This window comes from Niastella vici, from assembly GCF_002077945.1.
GTDB lineage: Bacteria > Bacteroidota > Bacteroidia > Chitinophagales > Chitinophagaceae > Niastella > Niastella vici.
Map to the genome: position 1 here is coordinate 63,490 of NZ_LVYD01000054.1, position 12,910 is coordinate 76,399.

Below are 12,910 nucleotides of genomic sequence, written 5' to 3' on the forward strand. Positions count from 1 at the left end.
CGAGACAAACAAATGTACCAGTGGAAAGAAAAATTTTTACGAATTTATTATAAAGAGGATGGCCGACAGTCCCGTAGCCTGTTGAAGATATAACCGAATGTTTTTCATAGCTTCCTGCAAATGATTTCTTACAGTATTGGGAGAAATGCCAAGTTGCCCGGCTATTTCTTCGCGGCTTAAACCGCTTTCCCTGCTTAATTTATAAATAAGTTGTTGCTGAGTGGGCAATTTGTTAATGGCGGCAAGGATCAATTGCTGACTTTCCTTTGCATCAAGCCAATTCTCCACTTCCTGATTATTTTCAGCAGGTGAGCCGGCTATTTCTTCGCGCATTTTCTTTTCAATGGCCAGCTTCCTGAAATATTTGGATACACTATTGTAAACCATTGTGATCAGGTAGCTTTCAGGCTTTTCTATATCCGGAAGCAGGGACCGCTTCAGCCAAATGGTAAGAAATATTTCCTGAACTATTTCTTCTGCAAGCACCGGGGATCGGGTCAACTTCAATGCAGTTGCATAAAAACGTACTTTGTGCCGCTCGAATAACTGCCTGAATGCCGCTTCATCTGACTGCGCAATACGAAGAAAAAGAGCCATATCATCATATGGTTGCAAGTTGGGCAAGCTGGTCGTTGATTTTGACAAATGTAGCCTTTTTCCCAACAATAAAAATCTGTCCATTTTCAGCACCAGAAATGGATATTAATTAACCCGCTTTTACCGGCTATTCATATAACCGCACTTTTTTCTGCAACTCCCGCATCTCCTGCTGCATTGCTTCTATCCGCCCGAGCAGATGAAAAATGGTTTCTATTCCTTCCAGGTTTATATCAAGCTCATAATGCAGCCGCACCATTTTTTCGAGTAAAGGTAGCTGTGTATCGGAAATAGCCAGTTGTTCGCCGATGGTAGAGATATTAATGAGGCCTTGTTGACCAAGGGATTCTATAAAAGAAATTTCTATATGGTGTCCGGCGCAAAATTCGCTTACGACTATCAGCTGTTCATTGTCCATGGCTGGCATTTTATTTCATTTCAGATAGTTGTTTAAATAATTTCTTCTGCTCTTCGGTAAGGTTAGTGGGCAACTTAACATGCACAGTTATATACAGATCGCCAAACCGGCCTTCTTCCCTGTATACCGGAAATCCTTTATCCTTCAACCGGATCTTTGTACCGTTCTGCGTTTCAGGTTTGATCTTTATTTTCACCTTACCACTGAGTGTATCAATGGTAACTTCGCCGCCAAGCAGCGCTGTATACAAATCAATATCCAGTGTTTGGTAAAGATCATTACCGAGGCGTTTAAAAGACGTATTATTAACAATTGAAAACGTGATATACAGGTCTCCGGCAGGGCCGCCATTCAAACCTTCGCCCCCATGCCCCTTGAGCCGTATTTTTTGGCCATCCTCAATGCCTGCTGGTACAGTAATGCGAATATTCTTTCCGTTTACCGTGAACGTTTGTTTATGAGTAGCATACGCATCCGTGAGATTAACTTTCATTTCCGTTTCATAATCCTGCCCGCGGAACTTTGATTTGCTGCCACCCCGGCGTGATTGCCGCCCGAACAACGATTCGAAAAAGTCGGAAAAGTCGCCCTCCCCAAAATCTTCCGATGAAAAATGCTGTCCACCGCCGCCAAATGGCTGCTGTTGCTGCCGGGACCTTTTCGCCTGCTCAAACTGTTCGGCATGCGCCCAGTCTTTCCCATACTGATCGTACTTCTTCCTTTTCTCCGGGTCACTCAGCACTTCGTTCGCCTCATTGATCTGTTGAAACTTTTTATTGGCGGCCGTATCATTAGGGTTGAGGTCAGGATGATACTTGCGCGCCAGTTTTCGGTATGCTTTTTTTACCTCGTCGGGCGAAGCGCTTTTATCGATACCCAGTATACTATAATAATCCACAAACTCCATAACGTTGTTTTTATAACATGTATGGTAAATTTACTGAAAAAGCGGGCTGGAACAAACCGTTACCACCGGGCAGGTTTAAAGGTGTTGCGGTTCACGAAGCCATGGGAAGCTATGTAGCACAGATTGCTGAGATCTCTGTTGAGAACAAACACATCAGGGTGCACCGGGTCGTATGCGCCATTGATTGCGGCGTGGCGGTAAACCCGGACGGCGTTATTGCCCAGATGGAAGGGGGCATTATTTTCGGCCTTTCGGCAGCCCTGTATGGTGAAATAACCCTTGAAAAAGGTAGGGTTCACCAGTCTAATTTTCATAATTACCGCCTCGTGCGGATGAATGAATGCCCTCATATTGAAGTATATATAGTTCCCGGCACCGAAAAAATGGGCGGAGCCGGCGAACCGGGCGTTCCCCCCATTGCCCCAGCCCTGGCAAATGCCATATTTTCTGCAACCGGGCAACGATTAAGAAACTTACCTTTGCGCTTATAAAGGCACCGGAAAGGTTATGAAGGCAACACACATGACAGGGAAGGACTTTGAATTTTTAATCACCCCTGGTGATTTGGAAATAAAGCGGGAAGATTTTGACAACCTGATGACCCCTGATTCCCTGACCTGGACAAAAGTTTCCAAAAACAACAGAACATACTACCAGGTTGGCAAAGATGAATTTTCGTATTCAACGGAAAAATCCGGAATACAAATGTCCTTTAACTATACGATCACCTTTGAAAAGGCCCGGCAGATCGTTGAGGAAGTATCCACTAAACTCTCACAATACACAGGAAAAGAAATTGATGTTCTTGTTGTATCTATAGATATTAATGCCTGAGCTGGCCCAACTTTTACATAAAGTGTGCCGGTATAAAAACCGGGCTTTCACTTCCCCTCCCTGTTATACGTCTTCTTCCCTACCCCCACTCCCGTGATCGTAAGTTTATTCCAGTTGGCAGGCAGTGATGATCTTATCTGAATAATTCCTTTAGGAGTAATTTCAAGCCCGCCGAAACCCATTAATACCGCTTGCAGAATACCACCTGCACCGGTGGCAAAATAGGGATTGGTTCCACCCTTTGTTTCGGCAATTACCCTGAACGGCGGATTCAGGTTTGGTACATAGGCATCTTTAAACCACTGATACGCTTTACTGCCATCGCCGAGGCGCGCATACAACAAAGTAAAAACAGCTTGCGTCATGGCCGGCGTTCCTTCATTGGGAATTCTTGTTTCGTAATACTCCAGGTCTTTACGGATCTGTTTAACATCAGTGATCTCTTTTAACGGATAGGCCAGCAGGTTAACATCGGCCTGTTTAATGCCTTCGCCTTTATATGTTGCATGTTCCTGTGTAACGCCATTGTCTAATTTTAAAATAGGAATATTATTGGCTACCGTCATCCATTCGGGATTGGGCGTTATGCCAAGTATACCTGCGGCCTGTGTGGCGTATTGTAAATTGGCTTTGGCCGCTGCATTGGTAAATGCATTGTTGTCTACATTCTCGGCCCATTCATCCGCTGCCACTACATTTTTTATATCATAATGTCCTGCTCCATTCCGTTCAACACGGCTTGCCCAAAAATCGGCTGTTGCTGATAATATCGGGTATCCCTTTTCGTGAAGCCATTGTTTATCCTGCGTTACCGCATAATAATTCCAGGCAGCAATGGCCACATCGGCGGTAATGTGATGTTCAAAGGGTCCGCTCAATGCCCACACCGGGGTTTCTTCCACCCCGCTTTCGGCACTTTCCCAGGGATACATAGCGCCCTTAAACCCATTGGCAAATGCATTTCGTTTGGCGGCATCCAATCGTTGAAAGCGATACTCCACCATGCTGCGTGCGAGTTCGGGATGCAACACCAACAAGGCCGGATACATCCATAGTTCTGCATCCCAAAAAACATGACCATTGTAGCCCAGTCCGCTCAGGCCCATGGGCGATGGCGAATTGGCGGTTCCTTCCCGTACAAAAGAATAAAGATGATACAGCATGCTGTGCACGTCCTGTTGCGCCTGCGCATCGCCATCAATAACAATATCACTTTTCCAAAGACTGTCCCAGGCCTGCTGATGAAATTTCAACAGCCGGTCACGCCCTTCCAACCGGGCAAAAATGGTGAGGCGCTCTGCTTCATTCAATGGATCGTCATGATGCGCAGAAGTGATTGAAGAACCAGCTATTGAATAGCGGTATTGCTCTCCTGCCTTTATATTCTTTGAAAACTTCATCAGGTGCATATTATTGTCCCACATTTCATGGATCACCCGCGGTTCCTGCCCATGCGGTTCCGCAAATAAAAATGTATTGGAGGCGCATAGCATTAATTTCCCCGTAGGTGATTTGGCCGATGAAGTAAGCAGCGACAACACCACATGCGGCCGGTCAATTTCGTTGTAATAATTCTGTACATCTTTCAACGCATCGGGCGCTTCCATTACGCTGGAGCCGGTAATAGTGAGATCTTTTTTGGCAGTGATGTTTACATCCATCAATACGGTGAACGGCAATTGACGCAATGAATAATAGGTATAGCTGATTGTAGCTTTATCGCCATAGTCAAATGAACTGGTAAATGCGGCATGCTGCATATCGAGTTCCTGCTTAAAATTGGTAATGCTGGCGGCATCAACCCGGCGGCCATCAACATCAAGGTTCATGTTCAGCAGGTTGAAGCTGCGCAGAAAATTGCTTACCCGGCCACGTCCATATAAGTCATAAGCCCCCGCCAGCACCACCTCTTTTACCTTGAACGGTTCCGGTGACGATACAATACCGATCATACCATTGGCAACGGTAATGCCATAATAGTTTGAGCGGTCGATCTGTGTGGCGGTGATCTTCCAGGGATCCTGGGAAAAAGAATCGTTCGACATGCTCAGGATGGAAAAGAGCATTACAATAATGATGAGGGCATGTTTCATAATGGCAATCGATTTAAATAGTTCATTGAATAGCTCTACGCTACTTTCGGCACGGGACCAGTTGACCTGTTTTAGTAAGGACGGAAGGTGATATTCAAATGTACCTGAATTCGCTAAAACATACGCTAAACCCTCTTTATTGTATTTAGCATTAATCCCAAATCATACATTTTTTTGGATGTTTGAAATATTGTAATAATTTAGTGGTATAGTATAGTATAGAACAGTACGTCGTGATACACCTTTTCTTTTAAAGTTTCCGTCGCATGGGTGCTGCCCATGCCAACCAAACCAACAATTGCTTGAATATGAATATTAGAATTGCCTGCTTACACAGCTGGAAGCGTTCATTTCATCGCTTGCCACCCCCTCTGCTTATCGTTATCGTTGTAAATTTCCTGTCGTTGCATTCATTCGCACAAACTGCCGGGCCGTTGACCGGGTTTGTACTGGATAGTGTTAACCACCAACCCATCAATGGGGTATCGGTGGTCATCAAAGGATCGAGACAGGGAACCAGTACCGACAAAAAAGGCGCCTTTGCCCTCGACATTTCAGGCAACCAGGCGCTGCTTGAGTTCTCTTATGTTGGGTACCGCACCAGGGAACTGATCGTTCAAAAAGGTAAAACAGTGACTGTAAACCTGGCGCCAATGATCGACACATTTGGCGCGGTGGTGGTTACCGCCTTCGGCCGCAAAGAACGGCGCGAAGCAGTGGTTGGTTCTGTTACCAGCATACAGCCGGGTGAATTAAAAATACCGGCCAGCAACCTCACCAATGCCCTTGCAGGAAAAGTGGCCGGCGTTATCGCCTTTCAACGAAGCGGGCAGCCGGGGCTCGACAACTCCTCGTTCTTCATTCGCGGCGTTACCACACTTGGGTATAGTAACAGTCCGCTCATACTTGTAGATAACATCGAGCTTACCGCCAGCGACCTGGCCAGGCTGCAGGTTGATGATATCGCCAGCTTTTCCATTTTAAAAGATGCCAGTGCTGCTGCGCTGTATGGCGCCCGCGGCGCTAATGGCGTAATTCTGGTGACCACCAAAGAAGGAAAGGCCGGCAAGGCAAAAGTGGAACTCCGGGTTGAATCGGCTATTTCTGAACCCACTAAAAATATCGAGCTGGCCGATCCCATTACGTATATGCGCACGTACAACGAAGCGCTTACCACCAGGGACCCGCTGGCTACGCCATTCTATAGCCCCAACAAGATCATCGGTACGCAAAAAACATTGGCGGGTGAAGGCGGTATTTATCCCTACATCTATCCTGCCACCGATTGGATGAAGGCTACCTTCAAAGAAAACACCCGTACCTACCGGGCCAACTTCAGTGTGAGCGGCGGTAACAACCTGGCAAAATATTATGTGGCCGGTTCGTATTCGAGAGACAATGGTATTCTGCAGGTGAACCCGGTGAACAATTTCAACTCAGGAATGAAATTTGAAAATTACCAGTTGCGGGCCAACACCAGCATAAAAGCCACTTCCACTACCGAAGTAGGTGTGCGCCTCTGGGGTAATTTCAACGAATACCTGGGCCCCATCAGCAACCAGGGCGGCACATTTGCCACCGATCTGTATTCGCAGGTGCTGCATTCGAACCCCGTTGCCTTCCCGGCCTTTTTTCAACCCGACAGCGCCAACCGCAATACCAAACACATTCTGTTCGGTAATGCCATTGACCAAACCGGCAATTTGCAGGCGAATCCCTATGCATCGTTGATGTATGGTTATAAAAGCTTTTCCGAATCGCGCATGAGTGCCCAGTTTGAAGTGAACCAGAACCTGAAGTTCATTACACCCGGCCTCACCTTCTTTGGCATGTTCAGTACCAACCGGTATTCTTATTTTGATGTAAGCCGCAATTACGCGCCCTTTTATTATAACGTACAGAGTTATGATGAAAAGACCGGCGAGTACAAGCTCAGCTGGCTGAACTCGCAACCAGGTTCGGCCCGTGAATACCTCAGCTACAACGAAGGACCCAAATACCAGAACTCGTATGTGTACATGTTAGGAAGGATCGATTACAGCCGCCTTTTTGGTAAACATAATGCAGGCGCTTCATTGGTTGGAACCCGGCAGCAGACCCTGAGCGGAAATGCCGGCAGCCTGCAGGCTTCCTTACCCAACCGCAACCTCGGAGTTTCGGGCCGCGCCAGCTATTCCTATGATAACAAATATTTCGTTGAATTCAATTTTGGTTACAATGGTTCGGAGAAATTTTCTCCTGAACACCGTTTTGGCTTCTTCCCCACAGTGGGTGCAGGCTGGGTAGTGTCGAATGAAAAATTCTGGGCTGGCAATCTCGCCAACCTCATTACCCGCCTGAAGCTGCGGGGCAGTTACGGCCTGGTGGGGAATGATGCCATTGGCGATCCCAATTCGCAACGGTTCTTTTACCTGTCGAACGTAGCGCCCGATGCAGGCAACAGTGCTTCCTTTGGTACCAATAATTCGGTGACCATGCGCGGAACAACGATCTATGCTTACCCCAATCCTGATGTAACCTGGGAAACTTCGCGCAAAACAAACCTCGCAGCAGAGATCACCCTGTTCAAAAAGTTAAATATTGTGGCCGAAGTATATCGCGAGAAAAGGTATAACATCCTTATTCAACGTGGTTATATTCCGGTCACTGTTGGTATTGAGACCACTGCTCAAAACAATTTGCGCAGTAACCTGGGCAAGGCCAGTTCAGAAGGCATTGACCTGAACATTAATTACCGGCAGGACTTTTCGAACAGCCTTTGGGCTTCTGTGCTGGGTAACCTCACCATTACCCGCAACAAAGTAACCCACCTCGAAGAACCGGAATATCACAATAGCTGGAGCTTCCATACCGGACAAATGATCAACCAGCCATTCGGCTATATTGCAGAAAGATTGTTTGTGGATGATAAGGAAGCCCGCAATTCGCCTGCCCAGATCTTTGGTAATTACCTGCCCATGGGCGGCGATATCAAATACCGCGACATCAATAAGGATGGCGTCATTAACCAGGATGACCAGGTGCCTATCGGTTTGCCTTCAACGCCGCAAATCATTTATGGTTTCGGATTTTCTGTAGGTTACAAGAATTTTGACATCAGCGCCTTCTTCCAGGGATCGGCCCGGTCAACTTTCTTTATTGATCCTACCGCCCGCACCGATTTCTACAATAATATCTTTGGAACCGCTCCTTTCGCCAACAATGCACAGATCTTAAAGGCTTATGCCAACGATCACTGGTCGGCAGAAAATCAAAACCTGTATGCACTGTGGCCCCGCCTGAGCACCTATGAAATTCCCAATAACCAGCAAACAAGTACCTGGTGGCTGCGCAATGGTGATTTTATACGGCTTAAATCGGTGGAAGCAGGTTATACCATTCCCAAAAAATGGAGCAACCGCATCTTTATGAACAGTGCGCGCATTTACTTCAGCGGACTGAACCTGTTCACCTTCAGCAAATTCAAATTGTGGGACCCCGAACTGGCCGGCAACGGTTTCGCCTACCCGGTTCAAAAAATATATAACCTCGGGTTGAAATTCGAATTCTAACCACGATCAATTGCCAGCAATTATTTGAACGAACTAAATAAAAGGACATGAAGACCTTCTTAAATATATTACTGACGGGTTGCATAGTAGCGGTTATGCCGGGTTGTAAAAAATACCTCGATGTAACCCCCGACAATGTAGCTACGCTTGAAAGCTCATTCAGCAACGCCAATGAAGCGCAGGCTTACCTGTTTGGTTGTTATTCCAATTTGCAGAACCTGGCCGATGTTCGACGCAACGCAGGCTTTACGGCTTCGGGCGAGATCTTATTCCCGATCAATATGCAGGACCAAACCACACTCGGCGGCGCAGGTGGCGATGGCGGCTTCAACCTCATGCGTGGGTTGCAGAACAGCCTCAATCCCCTGCACAATTACTGGGATGGTTACAATATGGGCCTTCGCTTTTGGGAAACTATTCGCCAGTGCAATATTTTCCTTGAAAATATCAACATACCGCAGGATGTAGAGCCTTTTACCAAAAAACGCTGGGTAGCCGAAGCCAAATTCCTGAAAGCCTATTACCATTACTGGTTGCTGCGCATGTATGGTCCTATTCCCATCGAGGATAAATCTATACCCATTAACGCCAGTTCGCAGGAAGTGCGTCAAAAGCAACAAACGCTTGATTCCTGTTTCAACTATGTGGTTAAAACGCTCGATGAAGCCATGGTTGATCTGCCGCCAGCCATACAAAATGCAGCCGCCGAGGCTGGCCGTATTACCCAAACGATCGCCCTTGCAGTAAAGGCAGAAGTGCTCACCACGCAGGCCAGTCCGCTGTTCAATGGCAACCCCGATTATGTTTCGTTCAAGGGTAAAGATGGCGAAAGTTTATTTCCTGCAGCAGCCGATCCTTCAAAATGGCAACGTGCCGCCGATGCATGCAAGGCAGCCATCGATGCAGCAGTGGCAATTGGCGCCAAACCTTACGAATTGCGCATACAGGGAAATATTGTGAGCATGAGCGACAAAACCAAACAATTGCTTACCCTGCAGGGCGCCTTTGTAGATGGATGGAACCCCGAACAGGTATGGACGTTGAACCCGAATTTTGGCTGGCAGTATATGGCCATGCCCCGCGTAACGGCCGATGCAGCCTCGAATGTATTTGCCGTTTACTCCAACTTCTCTGTGCCGGTTTCAGAATCAGAAATATTTTACAGCAACAACGGCGTGCCCATCAATGAAGATAAAAACTGGGATTACACCAATCGTTATAAGCTGATGAATGGCGACACCGCACACCGTTATTATATCAGACAGGATTATACGACTGCCAAAGGGAACTTCTACCGCGAGCCGCGTTATTATTCCAGCGTTGCCTTTGATGGCGCCAACTGGTTCGGTTCAGGCCTTACCGATGACCGCAACCCCAACTATGTGAATGCCGTGAATGGCTATGCTTCACCGCCCGACCGTACCCGGTATAATGCCACCGGTTACTGGGCCAAAAAGCTGTGTCATTACCAATCGGTTCCCGGGCAGAACACGGTATGGCAAACCTATCCCTGGGTATTCATCAGGTTGTCGGGTTTGTGGTTGTTGTATGCAGAATGTTTGAACGAAGTGAATGGCCCTTCTGCAGAAGTATATAGCTGGATAGATAAAGTAAGAACAAAAGCGGGATTGCCCGGTGTGCTGACGTCGTGGTCGCAATATTCGCGCAACCCGGGCAAGCCAACCACAAAAGACGGCCTGCGCCAGATCATTCACCAGGAAAGAAGGATTGAATTAGCTTTTGAAGGACAGGCCGGCTGGGACCTCCGCCGCTGGAAAGAATTGCAATCTGTACTGGCTACTCCTTTCCAGGGCTGGACCGTTTTCAACCGCACCGTATCGGGCTATTACCAATTGAGCACGGTATACCAGCCTTCATTCGGCTTGCGCGATTACCTGTTCCCCATTCAGGAATACGACCTGCTCACCAACCCCAATCTTGTTCAAACACCCTATTGGTAAACCATATCACGAATTGCTTAAAATATGATCATGACAAATCAATATAAAAAACTGGTACGGCCCCTGCTACAGGTAGCGATAACAGTGGTATTTTTTGCCTGCAGCAAGATCGACGATTATAAAGGCGTTGTTTCCAACGATACAACAAAACCCGACCCGGTAAGCAACGTACAAATAAAGAACGGGCCCGGTTCTGCCATTCTCACCTATGCCCTGCCCAAATCGGATAACATCCTGTATGTACAGGCTACTTATTTGATCAATGATAAAGTGAGCCGGCAAACCAAGTCCTCGTTTTATTCGGATACCATCAATGTAAGCGGTTTTGCAAAAAGCCAGGATTATAAAGTGTTGCTCTATACAGTAAGCAGGGCCAACGTGCAAAGTGATCCGGTTGAGGTCACCGTGCATCCCGATACCCCGCCTTACATCCAGGCTTTTAATACCATAAAAACAAAAGCCGATTTCGGCGGCATTAATATTAATGTACTGAACAGCTTTAAAGGCGACCTCGGCATCATCGCAATTAACAATAACCCGGTGACCAAACAATTTGAGATCGTCAATCAGAATTATACCAACAAGGATTCCATCAATTACAGCCTGCGCGGGTATGATACCATCCCTGTAAAATTTGGTTTTTACGTTACCGACCCGTGGGGAAATATCTCTGATACCTTTTTCACAACCGTGAAGCCGATCTACGAATTGCAACAGGATAAATCAAAGTTCAGCCGGTACGTGTTGCCTACTGATGCCAAAACCGGTTTTGGCTGGGAGATAGAATACCTGTGGAACGGCAATACAGGATCACCGGGTTATCATACCGAACAACCGATACAGCCACTGGTATGGCCAGCCGTGATCACCTTCGACATGGGCAAGGCAGCCAAGCTGAGCCGGTATACGATCTGGGACCGCGGCATCGATGGAAGCGGCAACTGGCTGTGGCAGGCTGGTGCGCCAACCAGTTGGACATTCTGGGGCCGGTTATCTGCACCGGTTGATGAAACCATGCCTACCGGCGCCAACGTTCCTGCAGTTGGACAGGCATCACCCAATGGATGGATCAACCTGGGTACTTTCCATTTGCCGGCAAAACCGTCAGGATTGCCCAATCCTCAATACACCAATGCAGACCTTGATTTCTGGAACGCAGGATTCTCGTTCAACTTCAACCTGGACCTGCCAAAAGTGAGGTACCTCCGCTTCCAGTGCCTCGAGAATGCATCCCTGACAAACAATTTTTTCAATATTACTGAACTGACATTCTGGGGCGATCCCCGGTAACCCATAAACGAGCTCATATGACCAAACATCATTCATCACTTATTTGGATAACAGCCCTGGTTGGCGTATTGGCTTCCTGTTCGCGGAAAGCCGATCAGTTCAAAGACTTCCTCAATAACCAGGAGATCAAATATCCCGGCGCCATTACCAAAACGTTCACCCGCTCAGGTAACCTTCGTTTGGGTGTAGGCTGGTCGCCAAGTCCCGATCCATCGGTAACAAAATATAAAGTATACTGGAACAATTATGCAGATTCTACCGAAGTAACGGCGGTAACACATAGTCCTTCCGATACGCTGTTCACCATCATAAAGCCCCTGCAGGAGTATACGTATTCATTCTTTGTATATTCTTATGATGAAAAGGGCAACCGTTCTATTCCAACAGAAATACAAAATGCCCGGGTATACGGCCAAACCTACCGGCAAAGCCTCATGAACCGGCCCATCGATCTTACCGATCCGTATAAATTGCTGAACGACGCCGGTAATCAGCTCGAGCTGCATTTCCTGACGCCCGATTCAACCAACACAATAACCTATGTACGGTATACCAATACTTCGAACGTACAGAAACAAGTGTCATTGCTGCCTGCGCAAAATACCCTCACGCTGACTGATTTTAAATACGGCACCAAAGTAGCGTACCAGTCGAATTATACACCCGGCAGCACTGCGCTCGATACCTTCTCCACCACTATCGTTGATACCTTTCCGAAAATTGAGTTCGGGATCGTAAAATGTAACAAAGCGCTTTTTCAGATAGTGAATATGCCCTATGATGTACAACCCTACATGAGCGGGACTGAGGTTTCCAAATTGTGGGATGGTTCTGTTGGCCCGCAAGGCTGGCCGAACGTGTGGCACTCGGATGGGAACAGTGCATTACCGCATCATTTCACCTTCGATATGGGTGTGGCCTACGACAGTTTGAGGACCATGGAAGTAACCGGCCGTAACTGTTGCCACAACCCGGTTGACTATGAAGTATGGGGTATTGCCGATATCACCAATGCAGCTACTACCGTACCAGGCAATGACCCCAACTGGAAAACCAATGCACTGGCCAAAGGTTGGATACTGCTGAAAGACGTAAGCCGTTCAGATGATGGCACAGGCCCCTACACGATCGATTTCGGAACCAATACCCCAACCATCCGCTACATTCGCATCAGGGTAAAAAGAGTATGGAGTGGTGATAACTATTACAGCAACATGAGCGAACTAACGCCGGCCTTTAAAAAGTAATAACACAGTAGT

Annotated in this window: 10 protein-coding genes; 6 read left to right on the top strand and 4 right to left on the bottom strand. The window is 47.2% G+C overall.

Going from position 1 to position 12,910, the window contains the following annotated elements; all coding sequences use genetic code 11:
* Positions 1–36: 36 nt before the first annotated feature.
* The 3 genes from A3860_RS22075 to A3860_RS22085 all read right to left on the bottom strand — a co-directional run bounded on the left by A3860_RS22075 (position 37) and on the right by A3860_RS22085 (position 1,922).
* Positions 37–597, bottom strand: a complete 561-nt coding sequence (locus A3860_RS22075) for an RNA polymerase sigma factor (RefSeq protein WP_216823488.1) — start codon at positions 595–597, stop codon at positions 37–39.
* Between the two features lie 127 nt (positions 598–724).
* A complete protein-coding gene (locus A3860_RS22080; protein WP_081150202.1) occupies positions 725–1,015 on the bottom strand; it encodes a chaperone modulator CbpM in 291 nt (96 codons plus the stop codon).
* A 10-nt stretch (positions 1,016–1,025) separates the two neighbouring features.
* Positions 1,026–1,922 (bottom strand): DnaJ C-terminal domain-containing protein, encoded by an 897-nt coding sequence (locus A3860_RS22085; protein WP_081150008.1) that lies wholly within the window; start codon positions 1,920–1,922, stop codon positions 1,026–1,028.
* Between the two features lie 17 nt (positions 1,923–1,939).
* Between A3860_RS22085 and A3860_RS22090 the strand changes: the two genes are divergently transcribed.
* A complete protein-coding gene (locus tag A3860_RS22090; protein WP_081150010.1) occupies positions 1,940–2,413 on the top strand; it encodes a molybdopterin cofactor-binding domain-containing protein in 474 nt (157 codons plus the stop codon).
* Positions 2,414–2,429: 16 nt separating this feature from the next.
* Entirely contained in the window at positions 2,430–2,756 is a 327-nt protein-coding gene (locus tag A3860_RS22095; protein WP_143774218.1) for a hypothetical protein, read from the top strand.
* A 47-nt stretch (positions 2,757–2,803) separates the two neighbouring features.
* On the opposite strand, the gene A3860_RS22100 is transcribed toward A3860_RS22095, so the two are convergent.
* A complete protein-coding gene (locus tag A3860_RS22100) occupies positions 2,804–4,849 on the bottom strand; it encodes a glycosyl hydrolase family 95 catalytic domain-containing protein (protein WP_081150016.1) in 2,046 nt (681 codons plus the stop codon).
* A gap of 308 nt (positions 4,850–5,157) precedes the next feature.
* Between A3860_RS22100 and A3860_RS22105 the strand changes: the two genes are divergently transcribed.
* Genes A3860_RS22105 through A3860_RS22120 form a run of 4 tightly spaced genes read left to right on the top strand, consistent with a single transcriptional unit; the run spans position 5,158 to position 12,898 of the window.
* Entirely contained in the window at positions 5,158–8,400 is a 3,243-nt protein-coding gene (locus A3860_RS22105; RefSeq protein WP_081150204.1) for a SusC/RagA family TonB-linked outer membrane protein, read from the top strand.
* A gap of 47 nt (positions 8,401–8,447) precedes the next feature.
* Complete coding sequence (locus tag A3860_RS22110; protein ID WP_081150018.1) at positions 8,448–10,361, top strand: RagB/SusD family nutrient uptake outer membrane protein; 1,914 nt, start codon at positions 8,448–8,450, stop codon at positions 10,359–10,361.
* 30 nt (positions 10,362–10,391) lie between these two features.
* Positions 10,392–11,651, top strand: coding sequence for a DUF5000 domain-containing lipoprotein (locus tag A3860_RS22115; RefSeq protein WP_158085322.1), 1,260 nt, complete (start codon positions 10,392–10,394; stop codon positions 11,649–11,651).
* 17 nt (positions 11,652–11,668) lie between these two features.
* Positions 11,669–12,898, top strand: a complete 1,230-nt coding sequence (locus A3860_RS22120; protein WP_216823489.1) for a DUF4998 domain-containing protein — start codon at positions 11,669–11,671, stop codon at positions 12,896–12,898.
* Positions 12,899–12,910 lie beyond the last annotated feature (12 nt).

Excerpts from the sequence above, each read along its gene's own strand:
- A3860_RS22075 (WP_216823488.1), bottom strand. The coding sequence starts at position 597 with ATGGCTCTTTTTCTTCGTATTGCGCAGTCAGATGAAGCGGCATTCAGG.
- A3860_RS22080 (WP_081150202.1), bottom strand. The coding sequence starts at position 1,015 with ATGGACAATGAACAGCTGATAGTCGTAAGCGAATTTTGCGCCGGACAC.
- A3860_RS22085 (WP_081150008.1), bottom strand. The coding sequence starts at position 1,922 with ATGGAGTTTGTGGATTATTATAGTATACTGGGTATCGATAAAAGCGCT.
- A3860_RS22090 (WP_081150010.1), top strand. The coding sequence starts at position 1,940 with ATGTATGGTAAATTTACTGAAAAAGCGGGCTGGAACAAACCGTTACCA.
- A3860_RS22095 (WP_143774218.1), top strand. The coding sequence starts at position 2,430 with ATGAAGGCAACACACATGACAGGGAAGGACTTTGAATTTTTAATCACC.
- A3860_RS22100 (WP_081150016.1), bottom strand. The coding sequence starts at position 4,849 with ATGAAACATGCCCTCATCATTATTGTAATGCTCTTTTCCATCCTGAGC.
- A3860_RS22105 (WP_081150204.1), top strand. The coding sequence starts at position 5,158 with ATGAATATTAGAATTGCCTGCTTACACAGCTGGAAGCGTTCATTTCAT.
- A3860_RS22110 (WP_081150018.1), top strand. The coding sequence starts at position 8,448 with ATGAAGACCTTCTTAAATATATTACTGACGGGTTGCATAGTAGCGGTT.
- A3860_RS22115 (WP_158085322.1), top strand. The coding sequence starts at position 10,392 with ATGACAAATCAATATAAAAAACTGGTACGGCCCCTGCTACAGGTAGCG.
- A3860_RS22120 (WP_216823489.1), top strand. The coding sequence starts at position 11,669 with ATGACCAAACATCATTCATCACTTATTTGGATAACAGCCCTGGTTGGC.